Source organism: Streptomyces sp. NPDC001153 (assembly GCF_053598315.1).
Genome location: NZ_JBSFJZ010000029.1, coordinates 103,601 through 121,042 on the forward strand (window position 1 = coordinate 103,601; position 17,442 = coordinate 121,042).

General features: G+C 73.0%; 13 protein-coding genes. 2 read left to right on the forward strand and 11 right to left on the reverse strand.

Annotation, left to right across the window (positions count from 1 at the left end; translation table 11 throughout):
* Positions 1 to 28 precede the first annotated feature (28 nt).
* The 6 genes from ACWDEN_RS29875 to ACWDEN_RS29900 form a co-directional block, all read right to left on the reverse strand.
* Positions 29 to 1,333: an extracellular solute-binding protein gene (locus tag ACWDEN_RS29875; protein ID WP_450860840.1), complete on the reverse strand. Its 1,305-nt coding sequence runs from the start codon at positions 1,331 to 1,333 to the stop codon at positions 29 to 31.
* Positions 1,330 to 2,565: a hypothetical protein gene (locus ACWDEN_RS29880; protein ID WP_450860842.1), complete on the reverse strand. Its 1,236-nt coding sequence runs from the start codon at positions 2,563 to 2,565 to the stop codon at positions 1,330 to 1,332. The genes ACWDEN_RS29875 and ACWDEN_RS29880 overlap by 4 nt, the downstream gene beginning before the upstream one ends.
* Positions 2,562 to 4,070: a VWA domain-containing protein gene (locus ACWDEN_RS29885; protein WP_450860844.1), complete on the reverse strand. Its 1,509-nt coding sequence runs from the start codon at positions 4,068 to 4,070 to the stop codon at positions 2,562 to 2,564. Before ACWDEN_RS29885 ends, ACWDEN_RS29880 begins: the two co-directional genes overlap by 4 nt.
* 57 nt (positions 4,071 to 4,127) lie before the next feature.
* The gene (locus ACWDEN_RS29890; protein WP_450860846.1) at positions 4,128 to 6,443 is read right to left on the reverse strand and encodes a tetratricopeptide repeat protein; all 2,316 of its coding nucleotides are present in this window, start codon (positions 6,441 to 6,443) and stop codon (positions 4,128 to 4,130) included.
* A complete protein-coding gene (locus ACWDEN_RS29895) occupies positions 6,440 to 8,176 on the reverse strand; it encodes a trypsin-like peptidase domain-containing protein (protein WP_450860848.1) in 1,737 nt (578 codons plus the stop codon). The genes ACWDEN_RS29890 and ACWDEN_RS29895 overlap by 4 nt, the downstream gene beginning before the upstream one ends.
* A 189-nt stretch (positions 8,177 to 8,365) precedes the next feature.
* The gene (locus tag ACWDEN_RS29900; protein ID WP_450860850.1) at positions 8,366 to 9,004 is read right to left on the reverse strand and encodes a phosphoribosyltransferase; all 639 of its coding nucleotides are present in this window, start codon (positions 9,002 to 9,004) and stop codon (positions 8,366 to 8,368) included.
* A gap of 152 nt (positions 9,005 to 9,156) precedes the next feature.
* Here ACWDEN_RS29900 and ACWDEN_RS29905 point away from each other — a divergent pair, with 152 nt between their 5' ends.
* Together ACWDEN_RS29905 and ACWDEN_RS29910 are read left to right on the forward strand one after the other, a co-directional pair.
* Positions 9,157 to 9,924 (forward strand): polysaccharide deacetylase family protein, encoded by a 768-nt coding sequence (locus ACWDEN_RS29905; RefSeq protein ID WP_351620145.1) that lies wholly within the window; start codon positions 9,157 to 9,159, stop codon positions 9,922 to 9,924.
* Positions 9,925 to 10,007: 83 nt separating this feature from the next.
* Positions 10,008 to 10,448 carry an SRPBCC family protein gene (locus ACWDEN_RS29910; protein ID WP_351620103.1) on the forward strand — a complete coding sequence of 147 codons (441 nt, stop codon included), beginning with the start codon at positions 10,008 to 10,010 and terminating at the stop codon, positions 10,446 to 10,448.
* Between the two features lie 13 nt (positions 10,449 to 10,461).
* Here the strand turns inward: ACWDEN_RS29910 and ACWDEN_RS29915 are convergent, their stop codons facing one another.
* From ACWDEN_RS29915 to ACWDEN_RS29935, 5 genes are all read right to left on the reverse strand, one after another.
* Complete coding sequence (locus tag ACWDEN_RS29915; protein WP_450860852.1) at positions 10,462 to 11,613, reverse strand: XdhC family protein; 1,152 nt, start codon at positions 11,611 to 11,613, stop codon at positions 10,462 to 10,464.
* A 45-nt stretch (positions 11,614 to 11,658) separates the two neighbouring features.
* Positions 11,659 to 13,125 (reverse strand): NCS2 family permease, encoded by a 1,467-nt coding sequence (locus ACWDEN_RS29920; RefSeq protein WP_351620109.1) that lies wholly within the window; start codon positions 13,123 to 13,125, stop codon positions 11,659 to 11,661.
* A 210-nt stretch (positions 13,126 to 13,335) separates the two neighbouring features.
* Positions 13,336 to 15,720 (reverse strand): xanthine dehydrogenase family protein molybdopterin-binding subunit, encoded by a 2,385-nt coding sequence (locus tag ACWDEN_RS29925; RefSeq protein ID WP_450860854.1) that lies wholly within the window; start codon positions 15,718 to 15,720, stop codon positions 13,336 to 13,338.
* Between the two features lies 1 nt (position 15,721).
* Complete coding sequence (locus ACWDEN_RS29930) at positions 15,722 to 16,330, reverse strand: (2Fe-2S)-binding protein (RefSeq protein ID WP_450860856.1); 609 nt, start codon at positions 16,328 to 16,330, stop codon at positions 15,722 to 15,724.
* On the reverse strand, positions 16,330 to 17,223 hold the full coding sequence (locus tag ACWDEN_RS29935; RefSeq protein WP_450860858.1) for an FAD binding domain-containing protein: 894 nt from the start codon (positions 17,221 to 17,223) through the stop codon (positions 16,330 to 16,332). Before ACWDEN_RS29935 ends, ACWDEN_RS29930 begins: the two co-directional genes overlap by 1 nt.
* Positions 17,224 to 17,442: the final 219 nt, after the last annotated feature.

Consider the following 17,442-nt stretch of genomic DNA (forward strand, 5'->3'; position numbering starts at 1 on the left):
CTTCTGTCCGCGAGGCTCGCCCGGCCCTTCACGGTGCCCGGTCGCACACGGAGGGGACCCAGGTCAGGCCCGGGGTGCGGCTGAGGGTGTCCAGGGAGGTCAGCAGGGCGTTCAGATGGTCGGGGTGGGCGAGGAACTCGATCGTCGCCTCGGCGAACGCGTCGCGCACCGAGGGCGGCATCGCGTCGGAGGCGTCGAAGCAGTGCACCGCCCGGTCGTCGAGGAGGGTTGCCGCGAGGGACCGGTGCCAGGCCGCGCCGGAGGCGGAGGGGGCCGGCTGTGCCTCGGGACTGACCGAGAAACCGGATTCCTTCGCGTTCCAGGCGCGTTGGGCGTCCGCCGAGGCGAGGTCACGGATCAGCGTCCTCGCCTCCGGGGTGTCGTGCAGCAGGGCGACCAGGTCACCGGAGACCTCCCAGGCGTCGCTCGCCCTGGCCCCGGGGATCCGCCGGGCCGAGGGCTCGTAACGGCCGTCCGCTTGTTTCCAGGGCTCCTGGGTGCGGATGAAGGACGCCTGGTGCTCCAGGGTGCAGCCACGCGGGTTGCCGGTAACCGGTTTCGACGCGTCCTGGTACGGCGTCTTCAACTCGCGCCGGACCAGCTCGCGGTCCCCGCCGGCTCCCATCAGCCGCCCCCAGGTGGTCCAGGCCGACCGCACCTCCCTGGACGTCCAGGGCAGTTCGCCGCGCGCCCAGCGCTGATAGGTGCCGGGGCCGTACTGCTGGAGCAGGATGTCCTCGATCCAGTCCGTGCCGGGCCAGCCGCTGGTCGCACCGGAGCCCATGCCGACGCACCACTGGCCGGGCTCGCCCGCCGCCTCGGCGCGCTGCCGCTCGCTCGTGCCGGCCGGGTACCAGACGATGGACTTCAGGTCGGCCTTGAGCGGGAACCAGTACACGTGTCCGTCCAGCGGCGTGGTCCAGGACGCGCCGAAGGCGGCCCGGGGCACGAGGTCGTCCAGCGGTTTCAGCTGTCCCTGCCGGGCGTAGTCCGCGAGTTCGCCGGGACCGGTCAGCACCACCACGTCCGGGGGTGTCCCGGCCTCCACATCGGCGCCGAGCACCTGGCTCTCGGCGGAGCTGCCCTGGTAGTCGACGTGGATGTGGTGCTTGCGCTCGAAGGGCTCGATGACCGACTCCCGGAAGTTGCGCTCGTCGGTGTCGGTCCAGTTGGCGAGCAGCGTGACGGTCGGCTGCTGGCCGATGGCGCGTACGGCGAACACCACGGCCGCCGCCAGCAGGACCAGGCAGCTCGCCACCACGGTCAGGGTGCGGACGCGGCGGGCACGAGGGGCGGCGGCCGGCGTCGCGGGGCCGCCCTGCGGGGCGCTCACCGGGGCCTGAACCGGTAGTCGTCGATGTGCCGCCGCAGTCCCGTCTCGGCGAGGGCCATGAGCAGGATGCCTCCTATCAGGATCCAGACCGCGGCCGAAGCGCGGAAACCGGTGTGCGCCAGGTACGACGCGGTGTGCCGTCCGGCGTCGGTGATGAGCCGCCCGGTCAGCGGGCGGTCGAGCAGTTCGCGGGTGTGCGCCATCCCCTGGTGCGTCCACACCGTGAACAGCAGCGTGGCGGCGAGCCCGGCCGCCAGCAGGGCGCCCGCCGCGAGGAGGCCGCGGTTGTACCGGCGACGGAAACGCCGGCGCAGGAACAGCTGGGTCTCCAGCAGGGCGGCGCCGAGGGCGAGGGCCAGCAGCAGGGTCGCGGTCCAGCCGAGCCACAGCAGCGGGCCGAACGAGGTCTGGCGGTGCACCGCGGCGCGCTGCTGCCGTTGCAGTGCCGTCAGCCGGGCCTGGATCCCGGAGTCCTTGTCGGTCAGCACGCTGGTGGCGTAGCTGAGGTAGGCCTCGCGCAACACGCTGTCGTCGGGCTGGAGTTGGGCCTGCTGGACCTTGACGGCGTACACCGTGATCAGTCCGGCGGCCGTCTGCAGGGCCTGCCGGCCTGCCGGCCCGCCGACGTCGTCCCCGGCGGCGGCCGCGAGGCTCTGCGCGGCGACCGAGATCTGTTTCTGGAAGTCGCTGGTCGGTGCCGCCGCGCCGGCGTCCCGCTGGGCCTGGCCGAGGGCGTACAGCGCGGTGTCCAGGGACAGCACGGCCGGAGCGCTGGAGGTACGCAGCGGGTTCGCGTCACCGTGCACGCCCTCGTACGACAGGAACAGCGACAGCGTCAGCAGCGCGGACAGGGCCAGCAGCAGGCGGTGACGTACGGCGAGGTCGTGGGCGGTCGTACTGCCGCCGCCCGCCGGACGCCTGCCGGGAGGGAGCAGCCGGTGCAGGAGGCGGGCCGGTCCTGCGGCGGGGGTGCGGTGGTCGGCGGGAGCAGGTCGGCCGTCGGGGGCGGCGGGTGCAGCGGGGGCGGCAGGGGGCGTGCGGCGGGAGGGTGCGCCGGGCCGGGTGCCGCCGGCCGACGGGCCGCTGGGCAGGTCCGGGCCACCGGGGTGCCCGGGACGCGCCCGGCCACGGAACACGCCGGAAGCCTCACGCAGCTCGCCGCGGCGACCGCCCGCACGAGTGCCGTGAGCCGGGTCGCCGCCGAAAGGCGCCGCGCCCGTGCCGGGGGTCATGAGGCCGGCTCCTTCAGCCGGCGTCCGCAGTCGCCACCGCAGTAGACCGAGTCGGCCGGGCCGAGCCACTTGCAGTGCGGGCACTCGGTCAGGGCGTCGGTGCCGGGGGGCGCGGGGGTGCCGGGCGGGGGCGCGGACGGTGGGCCGGGGCTGGGCGGCTGGGGCGGGGTCGTCATGGCGCTGGAGAGGATCAGGTGCTGCCAGTCGACGTCCTTCAGGCCGGCGCGGACCCGGCCGGCGCCCGGTTCCTCGATCCGCCGCAGCGCGCCGAGGAGCTGGGTGTCGCCCAGCTCGGTGGCGAGGGCCAGGGCGCGCGCCAGGTGACGGTCGGCGGCGGCCCGGCCGCCGGTGCCGCGCAGCCAGGCCTGGTAGGCCCCCGCGACGGCGGCGCTCACCTGCTGGTACAGCTCGTACCGGCGGACCCCGGGATGCTGCCGGGAGGCGTCGAGCGGGTTGTCGGTCCAGCGGACCAGGACGGGCCGCGGCGCGGGCAGCCGTACCGGGCGCCCGAAGTCGGGTACGGCCACCTCCACGGCGGCGAGCTGAAGGTCCTCGCCGGTCTCGCGGCCGGCCGGGTCGGCGGTGAGGACGACCTGGAAGTGACGTATCTCGTCGCCCCAGGCCCGGGTGACGTACTCGGCGCCGGGGCCGCCGGAGCCGGCCGGAACGGCGGACAGTTCCTGCTCGCCCGGGACGACCTGCTTGACCTGGCGGATCACCGTGCCGGGGGTGGGGGTGATCCTGATGCGCAGCTCGGGGATCGCGGTGCCGAGCAGTCCGGTCACCAACTCCTCGTAGGCGGCGGTCAGTTCCGCCTCCTCACGGACCGCCCCGGCGCGGCCGTGCAGCCGCCGGGTGATGCGCAGCAGCAGTTCGGCGTCCCAGTCGTCGCCGATGCCCCAGGCGTCGCAGACGAACCGGCCCTCGCAGGCGTCCAGCGCGGTCTCCAGCGACATGGCGGCCCGGTGGTCGTGCTCGTTGCGGCCGTCGGTGAGGAGGAGGACGTGCTTGACGGGGGCGGGCTGCTCCTTCAGCAGCCGCCGGGCGAGGTCGAGCCAGGTGCCGAGGGCGGTGCCGCCGTCCGCGTCCAGGATCCGTACGGCCCGCTCGGCGGCCTCCCGTTCGGCGGGGTCGGCGGCGGCCATCGGGGCGCGGCCGGGGCCGGGATGGACCACGGTGGCGCCGAACCGCCCGGAGAGCACGGCGAACGCGGTGCCGTCGGGCAGCAGCCGGAGTGCCGCGGCCGTGGCGTCCTTCGCCGCGTGCAGTTTGGCGGCGGGGTGGAGCATGGAACGGGAGGTGTCGACGATCAGCACCTCGGCGAGCGCGGGGCCCGCTCCGTGCGCGGGGGCGGGACCGGATTCCGGGCCGCCGTGGCCGCGGACGCCGATCTCCAGGATGGCGTGCATCTCCCGGTCGGCGGACTGCCCGGGCGCGGCTTCGGCGGGCAGTTCCTTCTGCTGGCCGACCGCGAGTGTCACCTCGATCTCCTCGGCCACGGTCATCGTGTGTCCCCCAGGTGGTCACGGGTGTGCTCGGGCGTGCTAGGGCGTGCTCGGGTGTCAGAAGGTGGTGACCGGCCGGACCGCGTGGGCCAGGTCGAGCAGCCGGCCGTGCTCGTCGGCGGTGCGGGCCTGCGCTGCCAGCAGGCGCAAGGAGTGCTCCAGCAGGCGGCGCAGGCCGTCCTCGTCGCCGGGTCCGAGGAGGTCACCGGCGGGGAACTCCGGTCCCCAGCCCTGTTCCGGCCGGCAGCACAGGACGTTCTCGCGCACCTCGGCGACCAGCCGGGCCCGGGACTCGCCGTCGGCGGCGCCGCCGTCGAGACGCAGCCCGGGCAGCCGCCGGGCGGCGTCCCGCAGGTCGGCCGGTGTGGGCGGGCCGCCGCGCAGGATGCCGGCGCGGACGCGGACGGCCGCGATCCGGGCGGCGTCGTGGTGCCGGGAGGTGGCGGGCACGTCGTCGAGGACGCGGACGGCGGCGTCCCGGTCACCGCCGGCCAGATGGCCTCGGGCCAGCCCGAAGGCCGCGGCGGTGTGCGCGAAGTCCCGTTTCCATACGGCCTCGTAGAAACGCATGGCCCGCTGGACGCGCTGCGGACCGGCGGGCCCGGCCTCGTGTTCCGCGCAGTAGGCGAGGGCGAGCTTGGGCACGTACTCGCCGGGCAGGGCCCGGTAGACGGCGTCGAAGCGGGTGCCGGCCGGGCGTACCTCGCCTCTGCTGAGGTGGAGGACACCGCGGTGCCAGGCGATGCGCCAGTCGTGCGCGGCGGCGCGTTCGCCGAGCTGGGTCTCGGCCTCGGCGAGCCAGCTCTCGGCCTGCTCCCGCTCGCCGCGTCTGAGGTAGGCGCGGCACAGCCACAGCGCGGTCTCCGGGGTGCCGAGGCGGGATTCGCGGGGCCACTGCCGGGCGACCCGGTCGGGGGCGTCGGGCGGGAAGGTGTCCAGCAGCAGGGCGGCGCCGTCGTCGGGGTCGGGGACCGGCTCCGGGAGGGCGCCGGCGACCTCGGCGGCGGAGGGCGGGGTGACGTCGAGGCCGGGCGGCCGACCGGCGGGGCGGGCGGTGAAGTGGTCCAGGGCCGGGATCGCGCCGAGCCCGGCGTCGAGGCTGGCGCCGGTGGCGCGGAACCGGGTGGAGCTCTCCGGCAACTGCTCGCCGAACTGCAGCGAGCGGAACTCCCGCAGTACTTCCCAGAGTTGGCGGGACATCTCGGCCGCGGACCGGAACCGGGCGCGGGGCTCGGGGTGGGTGGCGCGGTCGATCAGCCGGCGGAAGGAGTCCGGGGCGAGGCCGCGGGCCGGTTCGGTGCTGTGGAGGAGCGCCTGGAGGGTCATGCCGACGGTGTAGAGGTCGCTGTCGACGTGCCAGCCGCGCCGGCCGATCTCCTCCTGGGGCGGGGCGAACGGGGCCGTGTAGACGTAGGCGGAGGTGCGGTCGCCGATCGCGCGGACCGCGCCGAGGTCGATGACCTTGATCGCCCGGCCGAAGTGGATGACGTTGGCGGGCTTCATGTCGCAGTAGAGCAGGCCGCGTTCGTGCATGTACTCCAGGGCGCCGAGGATCTTGCAGCCGTAGGTGAGGACGTGGTCCAGGCGGGGGCGGCCGTGGAAGATCCGTTCGACGTCGTCGGCGTCGAAGAGCTGCTGCAGGGAACGGCCGCCGATGTAGTCCATGACCAGGTAGCCGGTGGGCGGACGGCCCGGGACGTGGTGGTCGGCGTAGGTGATGAGCCGGACGATGTCGGGGTGGTGCAGGTCGGTCAGGGAGCGGCGCTCCTCGACGGCGGTGCGGCGGGCGAGCGCGTCGTGGGCGTCGATCTGGCCCTTGAGGACGACCCGGTGGCCGTCGGCACGGGTGTCCTCGGCGAGATGGATCCAGCCGAGCCCGCCGCCGCCGAGGCAGCCGAGTACGCGGTAGTGGTCGGCGACCACGTCACCCGTGTTCAGCTGGGGCAGCAGGGAGTAGGGCGTGCCGCAGCGGGGGCAGTGGCCGGTGGCGGGGGCGGGCCGGCCGCCGTAGCCGACGCCGATGGTCATGGTGCAGCCGTTCGCACCGCAGCGGCGGCCCCCGGTGGGCGGGCGCGGGTCGGCCACCAGTACGTCGTCGGGGGCGGGCACCTCGGGCAGCACGACCAGTCCGTGCTGGTCGAGGTCTCCGACCCCGGCGACGGCGTGCACGGCCGGCGGACCGGGACTCTCCTCGGCCGGGGTGGCCGGGAGCGGGGTCCGCGGTCCGGTGCGCGGTTCGGTACGCGGTGCGGCCGGTGTCGGTGGCTGGGGACGCGACGTGGGGCGGGGCTCGGCGTGGCGGCGGCCGCAGGTGTCGCAGTATCCGGTGCCCATGATGTGGCCCGCGCAGCCGGGCCGGAGGCACGAGGTCACGGTGCGCCCTCCTTCCGGGGTGCGCCGGGCGCGGTGGGCTGCGCCGGTGCGGGCGGGGCGGACGGTGCCGAGGCGGAGCAGAAGCCGACGAAGCGCTCGACGGCGGCCTCGGCCCGCTCGATGTCGCAGGGGGTGTGCCGCAGCAGGGACAGGGCGTGCTCGTAGAGCCGGTAGGCCTCCATCACCTGGTCGCCGTGCGCGGCGGCCCGCCTGCGGCACAGCGGCCACTCGGCGCTGACCCGGCCGAGGAGTTCCTCGCGGCGGCGCAGCCGGGCGTCGAGGACGCCGATCGCCTGTTCCAGGCGCTGTCTTCGGCGGTCGGCGGCGTCCTCGAAGGTGAACAGCAGGTCGGCGCGGCCGGGTTCGTGCTCCCGCTCGGGGGTGTGGGCGACCCAGGCGCGCAGCATCCGGGTGCGCCGTACGCCCGCTTCGGCCTGCTCCACCAGCTGCCGGGTGCCGGGGCCGGGCAGCACCCGGTCCCGGAGCCGGTCGAGGCCCGGCCCCAACTCGTCCACGATCCGGTCGAGTTCGCCGTGCAGTCGGCTCCAGCGGTCGCGCAGCGGGCGGTGTACGAGGCACTCGGCGGCCTGGTCCGCGCGTTCGCCCCGGCGGCGGAAGACCAGCAGCAGCCGGGCCCCCTGCCGGGCGAGCCGGTCCAGCAGGCCGAGCAGGGCGTCGGGTTCGGCGGCCTGGTCGACGCCGGCCAGGACGGCGGCGAGCGGGACGCGCAGGGCGCCGAGCCGTTCGGGCCGGATGTCGTCACGGATGCCGAGCCGGGCGGCGATGCGGTCCATGACCTGACCGGTCGTCAGCCCCTTGACGTCCAGGGCGAGATCGTGTGCGCCGGCCGGGGGCACGGTCTCGGGCGGGTCGTGGCTGAAGCCGCTGGTGTTGCGGTCTGTGCGCAGTTCCCGGTCGGCGAGGGTGACGGCCCGGTTCAGGGTCCAGGCGCGGTCGCTGCGGGCGGGGGCGACGGTGACGAGGACCGGCCAGCCCTCGCCGCGGAACCAGGAGGCGAGCTCGGTGGCGAACGGCACGTCCAGCGTGCCGGCCGCCGCCGAGGCGCCGGTGCGCAGCCGGGGATCGACCGCCTCGGCGCCGTCGGTCCAGGCGGCGGCCTGCGGCAGATGCCGGAGGATGGTCTCGGTGGGACTCATGTAGCTGAAGGCCGATCCCGGCCCCTCGTCCACGCTGAGGACGATGCCGATGACCTGGTCGGTGGCGTGGTCGACCACTCCTCCGCCGCTGAAGCCGGGTGCGGCCAGCTCGCCCGGGGTCAGCGGGCGCAGCTGCACCTGGCTGTCCCGGCCGCGGGCGGCGACCAGGGTGGCGCCGTGCCAGCGGCCGCCGTCGTCACCGGCCGGGAAGCCGTACATGCTCACCGGTCCGTGCGGTGCGGCGAGCCGGTAGAGCCGGGTGGTGTGCGCGGCGGGCAGCGGTGCGGCCAGCCGCAGCAGGGCGAGGTCGCCGCTGCGGTCGCCGAAGGCGTCCTCGCGCTGCGGCACGTGCTCGTCCTCGCGGACCGTCGCGGATACGGCCTCCAGGCCGGGTACGCCGACGAGGCGGACGATGTAGCGGTTGCCGGGCCCGGCGACATGGCCGGCGGTGAGCACCCGGTCGGGGGCGAGCAGCACCCCGGCACCGAGCACCTGCCCGTCCGGCGCCTCGATCCGGGCGATCCAGGACGGTGTCCGTAACCACGACTTGACGGCTCGCTCCCCCGTGCGCGTCATGGCCCCGAGGCTACTCCGCGTACCGGCCCGGTACTACTGGTGTGCACGGGAGTGTTACGGAGGGACGGGAAACCAGCGCCCCCAAGGGGCGCGGGGCTGTGTCGATGTGCGGCTCCGCCGCGTGGGGCGCGAGAAACCACGACGGCGCCGCACCCGGCAGCGGCGAGAGCCCCCGGCGGCGCCACCCCGTCACCGCCCCAGCGCGGCCAGGACCTCCGCATCCGACAACTGCTCGAAGTCCACGTACCACTGGCCCACCGCCGTGAACCCGGCCGGCCGATGCGGGCACACGATCATGTCGGCCTCGGAGGCGAGGCGGTCCAGGGAGTCGGGCGCGCCGACGGGCACGGCCAGCACCAGGTGCGCGGGCCCGCGCCGCCGTACATGGCGCAGGGCCGCACGGGCGGTCGCCCCCGTGGCCAGCCCGTCGTCGACCACGATCACCGTACGGCCCGCGGGGTCCGGCGCCGGACGGTCGCCGCGATACCGCTCCTCCCGGCGGCGCAGTTCCCGCCGCTCGCGTTCCACCACCGGGGCCATGGACTCCTCGGTCAGGCCGAGCCGGTCCAGGGATCCGGTGTTGAAGAGCGGCGGGTCGTCGCCGACCAGCGCGCCGACGGCGAACTCCTGGTGGTGCGGCGCGCCGATCTTGCGGACGATGAGCACGTCGAGCTGGGCGCCGAGGGCGCGGGCGACGGGCTCGGCGACGGCGATGCCGCCACGGGGCAGGGCGAGGACGAGCGGATCGACGAGAGCGCCCTGTTCACGCAGCTCGCTCAGCAGTCCGGCGAGTTCCCGTCCGGCTTCGGCACGGTCCCGGAAGCGCATGGCCGTCCTCCTCCCGGTGCCTCTCCCTCCATGGTGCTACCGGTCGGACCCACCCGCTAGATTCGAACACACACTCTATATACTGAGTGTATAGTTGCTGTATGCCTCTTTCGACCGCCAGGATCCCGACGCCGAAGGCCGCGACCGGAAGGATGCGCGGAGCCGCCCGAAGGTTGCGTCCGGCCGCGCTCGCCTCGGCCGCACTCGGTCTCGCGCTCACGCTGTCCGGCTGCGCCCAGGTCGACACGACCGCCCCGAGCACCGTGCGTGCCGCGGCGGTGCACGGGGCGCCGGCGGCGTTCGGGAGCGTCGACTGCCGCCAGGCCAGGTGCATCGCGCTCACCTTCGACGCGGGGCCCAGCGAGAACTCGGCGCGGCTGCTCGACATCCTCAAGCAGAAGAAGGTCCCCGCCACCTTCTTCCTGCTCGGCAAGAACCACATCGAGAAGTACCCGCAGCTGGTCAAGCGGATGGCGGCCGAGGGGCACGAGGTCGCGAGCCACACCTGGGACCACAAGATCCTCACGCGGATATCGGACAGTCAGATACGCGAGGAGCTGAAGCGGCCGGACGACGCGATCGAGCGGCTCACCGGGCGCAAGCCCACGCTGATGCGCCCGCCGCAGGGCCGTACGGACAGCAACGTGCACAAGATCGCCAAGGAGATGGGCCTGGCGGAGGTGCTGTGGAGCGTGACCGCCAAGGACTACACGACCAACGACTCGAAGCTCATCACCAAGCGGGTCCTCGACCAGGCGTCCCGGGACGGGATCATCCTGCTGCACGACATCTACCCGGGCACCGTGCCCGCCGTACCGGGCATCATCGACGCCCTGAAAGCGCGCGGATACGTTTTCGTGACGGTGCCTCAGCTGCTGGCGCCCGGCAAGGCCGAACCGGGGAAGGTGTACCGGCCCTGAGGCTCTCCCGGGGTTGGTCCTCCCCGCGAGGGAGCGGGGACCGAACGCCCCGCCGGCCGGCGCCCATTGCCTACGATCGTGGCGTGCCGATCTTCACCTTCGCCCGTACGGCCCCGCTCCCTCTCGACGAGGCGTGGCGCCGGCTCACCGAGTGGCCCCGCCACGCCGACGCGGTCCCGCTGACCCGGATCCGAGTGCTCACCGACGGGCCCACGGGCGTGGGCACGCGGTTCGTGGCCCGTTCCGGCATCGGCCCGCTGGCCTTCGACGACGTCATGGAGGTCACGGTCTGGCGCCCGCCCGCCGACGGCGAGGGCGGGCTGTGCCGCCTGGAGAAGCGCGGCCGGGCGGTGCTGGGCTGGGCGGAGATCGAGGTCCTGCCGGGGCCGGGGGGCCGCAGCCGCGTGGTGTGGCAGGAGGAACTGCGGGTGCGCCTCCTGCCCCGTGCCTTCGACGGCGTACTGGAGAGCACGGCGCGCGCGATGTTCGGGCGAGCGGTGAACCGGCTGCTCAGGCGGGCGTGAGCCGGGGCCGGCCTCAGGCCACCGAGCCGATCGCCGCGGCCGGCCACGAGGCCATGTCGCGGTGGATCGGGGTGTGCGCGCCGGTGAGCGAGACGCCGCTGCCGCCGCGCCGGTTCGCGACGATCTCCGCGCCGATGGACAGGGCCGTCTCCTCCGGCGTACGGGCGCCGAGGTCGAGACCGATCGGCGAACGCAGGCGGGCGAGTTCGGGCTCGGTGACGCCGACCGCGCGCAGCCGCTCGTTGCGGTCGAGGTGGGTGCGGCGCGAGCCCATCGCGCCGACGTAGGCGACCGGCAGCCGCAGGGCCAGCTTCAGCAGCGGTACGTCGAACTTGGCGTCGTGGGTCAGGACGCACAGGACGGTGCGGCCGTCGGTCTCGGTGCGCTCCAGGTACGTGTGCGGCCACTCGACGACGATCTCGTCGGCCTCGGGGAAGCGGGTCCGGGTGGCGAACACCGGGCGGGCGTCGCACAGCGTGACGTGGTAGCCGAGGAACTTGCCGACGCGGACCAGGGCGGAGGCGAAGTCGATCGCGCCGAAGACGATCATCCGGGGTGCGGGGACGGAGGACTCGACGAGGACGGTGAGCGGTGCGCCGCAGCGCGAGCCCCGTTCGCCGATCTCCAGGGTGCCGGTGCGGCCCGCGTCGAGGAAGGCGCCGGTCTCGGCGGCGACCGTGCGGTCCAGCTCGGGGTGGCCGCCGAAGCCGCCGTCGTAGGAGCCGTCGGGGCGGACGAGGAGGGCCCGGCCCCGCAGCTGTGCCGGTCCCTCCACGATCCGCGCGACCGCCGCCGCCTCCCCACGGGCGGCGGCGGCCAGCGCGGCGGCGACCACCGGCCGGGCGGGACCGTCCGCCCGGACCGGTGTGACGAGGATGTCGATGGTGCCGCCACAGGTCAGGCCGACGGCGAAGGCATCCTCGTCGCTGTAGCCGAAGCGTTCGAGCACGGTTTCCCCGTCCTCGAGCGCCTGCCGGCACAGCTCGTACACGGCGCCCTCCACGCACCCGCCGGAGACCGAGCCGACGGCCGTGCCCTCGGCGTCCACCGCGAGGGCGGCGCCGGGCTGGCGCGGGGCGCTGCCGCCGACGGCCACCACGGTGGCGACGGCGAAGTCACGGCCCTGCTCGACCCACCGGTTCAGCTCTTCGGCGATGTCCAGCATCTGTCGGTCTCCTGACGGGATGGCGCGGAAGGGGCGTTCGACCGGCTAGTGCACGCCCAGCAGCGCTCTGATGGGATGCAGTGAGAAGTAGACGAGGAACAGCACCGTCAGTCCCCACATGAAGCCGCCGATCTCCCGCCACTTGCCCTGGGCGAGCTTGATGACCACGTAGGAGATCACACCGGCGGCGACACCGGGGGTGATCGAGTACGTGAACGGCATGATCACGACCGTCAGGAAGACCGGGATCGCGACGGAGCGGTCGCCCCAGTCCACATGGCGGGCGTTCATCATCATCATCGCGCCGATGGTGACGAGGGCGGCCGAGGCCACCTCGCGCGGCACGATCGCCGTGATCGGTGTGAAGAAGAGGCAGAGGGCGAAGAACCCACCGGTGACCACGGAGGACAGTCCGGTACGGGCCCCCTCGCCGACGCCGGTCGCGGACTCCACGAACACCGTCTGGCCGGAGCCGCCCACGACACCGCCGACGACACCGCCGGCACCGTCGATGAACAGCGCCTTGGACAGGCCCGGCATACGTCCCCGGGCATCGGCGAGGTTGGCCTCGGTGCCGATGCCGATGATGGTGGCCATCGCGTCGAAGAAGCCGGCGAGGACCAGCGTGAAGACGATGAAGGTCACCGTCATGTAGCCGACGTCGCCCAGGCCGCTGAAGGACACCTTGCCGATGAGCGAGAAGTCCGGCATCGACAGGGCGCTGCCGTGCAGAGCGGGCCCGTCGCCGTTGGCCCAGCCCTTGCCGTCGGCCAGGCCGGTCGCGTTGACGACCATCGCGAGAACGGTACCGGTGACGATGCCGATGAGGATGGCACCCGGAACCTTGCGGGTCTGCAGCGCGAAGATGAGCAACAGGGTGACGGCGAAGAGCAGGACCGGCCAGCCGACCAGCTCACCGTTGACGCCCAGCGTGACCGGCGTGGCCGTACCGGCGTGCACGAATCCGGCCTTGACCAGGCCGATGAACGCGATGAACAGACCGATGCCCATCGTGATGCCGTGCTTGAGCGGCAGCGGGATCGCGTTCATGATCATCTCGCGGAGACCGGTGACCACCAACAACATGATCACGGCGCCGTACGCGATGCACATGCCCAGGCCCTGAGCCCATGTCAGGGTCTTGGTTCCCATGACCAGACCGGCCAGCACACCGGAGACGGAGAGTCCGGCGGCCATGGCGAGCGGCGCCTTGCCGATCCAGCCCATGAGGAGGGTGGTGGCCGCCGCGCCGAGCGCGGTGGCCGTGATGAGGGCCTTCTGTCCCAGAGAGTCGCCGGACTTGTCCGCGCCACTGAGGATCACCGGGTTGAGCAGAAGGATGTACGCCATCGCCATGAAGGTGGTGACGCCACCGCGGACCTCGGTCGCGATGGTGGATCCTCTTTCGGATATGTGGAAGTACCGGTCGAGCCACGACCTGCCGGCCGACGGACGCGAACCCGCGCCCGCGTCTTCGGCGGAGGTCGTGGGCTCCACTGACTGCTGGGTCATGGTGCCATCTCCCAAGGTTCACAGGGGCACCCGTGCAACCGCCTCTACGGTCACGGGATTTGGGAATGGACGACCCGGGGGACGGCCCGAGACGAACGAATTTCCTGGTACTTCAAGGACCGCGAGCGGTGCGGAACTCAAAGGGGGTTCCTCCGGGCGGCGCGGCGGAGTGTGTGATGTTCCCTGCGCCGCCCGGAGAGCTTCTGGGTGTTACGCGGTTCCCGTGAGGTGCTCGGGCCGCACCGGAGTGCGGTTGAGCTCCAGCCCCGTCGCGTTCCGGATCGCCGCGAGGACGGCCGGAGTGGACGACAGGGTCGGGGCCTCGCCGATGCCGCGCAGCCCGTACGGGGCGTGGTCGTCGGCGAGTTCGAGCACGTCGACCGGGATGGTCGGCGTGTCGAGAATCGTGGGGATCAGGTAGTCCGTGAAGGAGGGGTTCCTGACCTTGGCGGTCTTGGGATCGACGATGATCTCCTCCATCACCGCCACGCCCAGGCCCTGGGTCGTGCCGCCCTGGATCTGGCCGATGACGGAGAGCGGGTTGAGCGCCTTGCCGACGTCCTGGGCGCAGGCCAGCTCGATGACCTTGACCAGGCCGAGCTCGGTGTCGACCTCGACCACCGCGCGGTGCGCCGCGAAGGAGTACTGGACGTGTCCGTTGCCCTGGCCGGTGCGCAGGTCGAAGGCCTCGGTCGGCCGGTGCCGCCACACCTCCTCGACCTCCACGGCCTCGTCCTGAAGGACGTCGACCAGGTCGCCGAGGACCTCGCCGCCGTCGGTGACGACCTTGCCGCCCTCCAGCAGGAGTTCTGCGGTCGCCCAGGCCGGGTGGTAGGTGCCGAACTTGCGGCGCCCGATCTCCAGGACCTTCTCGCGGACGAGCTCGCAGGCGTTCTTCACGGCGCCGCCCGTGACGTACGTCTGCCGGGAGGCCGAGGTCGAACCCGCGGAACCGACCTGCGTGTCGGCGGGGTGGATGGTCACCTGGGTGACGCCGAGCTCGGTGCGGGCGATCTGCGCGTGGACGGTGACACCGCCCTGGCCGACCTCCGCCATCGCGGTGTGCACGGTCGCGACCGGCTCGCCGCCCACGACCTCCATCCGCACCTTGGCGGTGGAGTAGTCGTCGAAGCCCTCGGAGAAGCCGACGTTCTTGATGCCGACCGCGTAACCGATGCCGCGTACGACGCCCTCGCCGTGCGTGGTGTTGGACAGGCCGCCGGGCAGCTGCCGTACGTCGGCGCCCTCGCTGGACTCCCACTGGCGCTCGGGCGGCAGCGGCATCGCCTTGACGCGGCGCAGGAGTTCGGCGACCGGGGCCGGGGAGTCGACCGGCTGCCCGGTCGGCATGACGGTCCCCTGCTCCATCGCGTTGAGCTGCCGGAACTCCACCGGGTCCATGCCCAGCTTCTTCGCCAGCTTGTCCATCTGCGCCTCGTAGGCGAAGCACGCCTGGACCGCGCCGAAGCCGCGCATGGCGCCGCAGGGCGGGTTGTTGGTGTAGAGGGCGATGGCCTCGATGTCGACGTCGTCCACGACGTACGGCCCGACCGACAGCGAGGAGGCGTTGCCGACGACCGCCGGGGAGGCGGAGGCGTACGCGCCGCCGTCCAGGACGATCCGGCACTTCAGGTGGGTGAGCTTGCCGTCCTTGGTGGCGCCGTGCTCGTAGTAGAGCTTCGCCGGGTGGCGGTGGACGTGCCCGAAGAAGGACTCGAACCGGTTGTAGACGATCTTGACGGGCTTGCCGGTGCGCAGGGCGAGCAGGCAGGCGTGGATCTGCATCGACAGGTCCTCGCGGCCGCCGAACGCGCCGCCGACGCCGGCCAGCGTCATGCGCACCTTCTCCTCGGGCAGGCCGAGGACGGGCGCGATCTGGCGCAGGTCGGAGTGGAGCCACTGGGTGGCGATGTAGAGGTGGACGCCGCCGTCCTCCTCCGGTACGGCGAGGCCGGACTCGGGGCCGAGGAAGGCCTGGTCCTGCATGCCGAAGGTGTACTCGCCCTCGACGATCACGTCGGCCCGCTTGCGCGCCTCTGCCACATCGCCGCGGATGATCGGCTGGCGGTGGACGATGTTCGGGTGCGGGACGTGCCCGATGTGGTGGTCGTCGCGGTTCTCGTGGACGAGGATCGCGTCCGGGGCCAGGGCCGACTTCTCGTCGGTGACGACCGGGAGTTCGCGGTACTCCACCTTGATCTTCGCGGCGGCGCGGCGGGCCGTCTCCGGGTGGTCGGCGGCGACGAGGGCGACCGGCTCGCCGTGGTGGCGTACCTTGCCGTGCGCGAGGACCGGGGTGTCCTGGATCTCCAGGCCGTAGTTCTTCACCTCGGTGGGCAGGTCGTCGTACGTCAGGACCGCGTACACGCCCGCCGTCGCCAGGGCCTCGGAGGTGTCGATGGAGACGATCTCGGCGTGCGCGACGGTGGAGCGCAGGATCTGGCCCCACAGCATGTCCTCGTGCCACATGTCGGAGGAGTACGCGAACTCGCCGGTGACCTTGAGGGTGCCGTCCGGGCGGAGCGTGGACTCGCCGATGCCGCCCTTGGTCTGCGAGCCCTGCGTGATCTTCGTAGGAGCGCCGTTGGCCGGCATCTCAGACCCCCTCGGACTGGCGGGCGGCCGCCAGGCGGACCGCGTCCATGATCTTCTCGTAACCCGTGCAGCGGCACAGGTTGCCCGACAGCGCCTCGCGGATGTCCGCGTCGGACGGGTTCGGGTTGCGCTCCAGGAGTTCGTCGGAGGCGACGAGCAGACCCGGGGTGCAGAAGCCGCACTGGACGGCGCCCGCGTCGATGAACGCCTGCTGGATCGCGGAGAGTTCGCCGCCCTCGCCGGTCTGCGAGTCGGTGCCCGTGGCCTTCCTCCCCCAGGCTTCGCCCGGGGGGACCACCGGCTGGGCGTCCTGCAGGGTCGTCCCACAGGCGCCGGACGCGCAGCCGCCCTCGGCGCGCTGCTTGGCGTAGTCCGCCAGGCCCTCGACGGTCACCACGTCGCGGCCCTCGACCTGGCCGGCCGCGACCAGGCAGGAACAGACCGGCACGCCGTCCAGGCGCACGGTGCAGGAGCCGCACTCGCCCTGCTCGCAGGCGTTCTTCGAGCCCGGCAGGCCGAGGCGCTCACGCAGGACGTACAGCAGGGACTCGCCCTCCCAGACGTCGTCGGCCTCCTGCGGACGTCCGTTGACGGTGAAGTTGACGCGCATTACGCAGCTCCCTCCGAGGTGCGGCGGGCGCCGCGGTACGACTCCCAGGTCCAGGTGAGCGTCCGGCGGGCCATCACGCCGACCGCGTGGCGGCGGTAGCTCGCCGTGCCCCGGACGTCGTCGATCGGGTTGCAGGCGGCCGAGCACAGGTCGGCGAACTGCTTGGCGACCGACGGGGTGATGATCTTTCCGTTGTCCCAGAAGCCGCCCTCTTCGAGCGCCGCGTTCAGGAACTCCTCGGCGGTCCTGGCCCGTACGGGCGTGGGCGCGGCCGAGCCGATGCCGGTCCGGACCGTACGGGTCTCGGGGTGCAGGGCGAGGCCGAAGGCGCACACGGCGATGACCATGGCGTTGCGGGTGCCGACCTTGGAGTACTGCTGCGGTCCGTCGGCCTTCCTGACGTGGACGGCGCGGATCAGCTCGTCGGGCTGGAGCGCGTTGCGCTTGACGCCGGTGTAGAACTCGTCGATCGGGATGAGACGGGTGCCACGGGCCGCCGACTCCACCTCGACCTCGGCGCCGGCCGCGAGCAGCGCGGGGTGGGCGTCACCGGCGGGCGAGGCCGTGCCGAGGTTGCCGCCGACGCCGCCGCGGTTGCGGATCTGCGGGGAGGCGACGGTGTGCGAGGCGAGCGCGAGACCCGGCAGCTCCGCGCGGAGGCTCTCCATGATCTTGGTGTACGGCACGGAGGCACCCAGCCGTACGCTTTCCTCGCCGACCTCCCACTCGTAGAGGTCACCGATGCGGTTCAGGTCGAGCAGATACTCGGGCCGGCGGTGGTCGAAGTTGATCTCGACCATCACATCGGTGCCACCCGCGATCGGCACAGCGGTAGGGTGCTCGGCCTTCGCGGCGAGCGCCTCCTCCCAGCTGGCAGGGCGAAGGAAGTCCATGACCGGCTCTCTTCTTCGTCTCAATGGGTCGTTCAGATTGAGCCAATCCGTCTGCGGCGTGCGCGGCTCGTTCATGTGCTGTTAACGCGGAGTGGACTCAGTACACCGCCCCCCACTCCAGCGGGGTCAGTCACCGAAACCATGAAGGAGTTCGCTGGCCACGGCGAGCATCTTGTAGATTCGTATGAACGGAGGACATCGGCAACCTCTCGGTTTTCC

Excerpts from the sequence above, each read along its gene's own strand:
- ACWDEN_RS29880 (WP_450860842.1), bottom strand. The coding sequence starts at position 2,565 with ATGACCCCCGGCACGGGCGCGGCGCCTTTCGGCGGCGACCCGGCTCAC.
- ACWDEN_RS29885 (WP_450860844.1), bottom strand. The coding sequence starts at position 4,070 with ATGACCGTGGCCGAGGAGATCGAGGTGACACTCGCGGTCGGCCAGCAG.
- ACWDEN_RS29895 (WP_450860848.1), bottom strand. The coding sequence starts at position 8,176 with ATGACGCGCACGGGGGAGCGAGCCGTCAAGTCGTGGTTACGGACACCG.
- ACWDEN_RS29900 (WP_450860850.1), bottom strand. The coding sequence starts at position 9,004 with ATGCGCTTCCGGGACCGTGCCGAAGCCGGACGGGAACTCGCCGGACTG.
- ACWDEN_RS29905 (WP_351620145.1), top strand. The coding sequence starts at position 9,157 with ATGCGCGGAGCCGCCCGAAGGTTGCGTCCGGCCGCGCTCGCCTCGGCC.
- ACWDEN_RS29915 (WP_450860852.1), bottom strand. The coding sequence starts at position 11,613 with ATGCTGGACATCGCCGAAGAGCTGAACCGGTGGGTCGAGCAGGGCCGT.
- ACWDEN_RS29920 (WP_351620109.1), bottom strand. The coding sequence starts at position 13,125 with ATGACCCAGCAGTCAGTGGAGCCCACGACCTCCGCCGAAGACGCGGGC.
- ACWDEN_RS29925 (WP_450860854.1), bottom strand. The coding sequence starts at position 15,720 with ATGCCGGCCAACGGCGCTCCTACGAAGATCACGCAGGGCTCGCAGACC.
- ACWDEN_RS29930 (WP_450860856.1), bottom strand. The coding sequence starts at position 16,330 with ATGCGCGTCAACTTCACCGTCAACGGACGTCCGCAGGAGGCCGACGAC.
- ACWDEN_RS29935 (WP_450860858.1), bottom strand. The coding sequence starts at position 17,223 with ATGGACTTCCTTCGCCCTGCCAGCTGGGAGGAGGCGCTCGCCGCGAAG.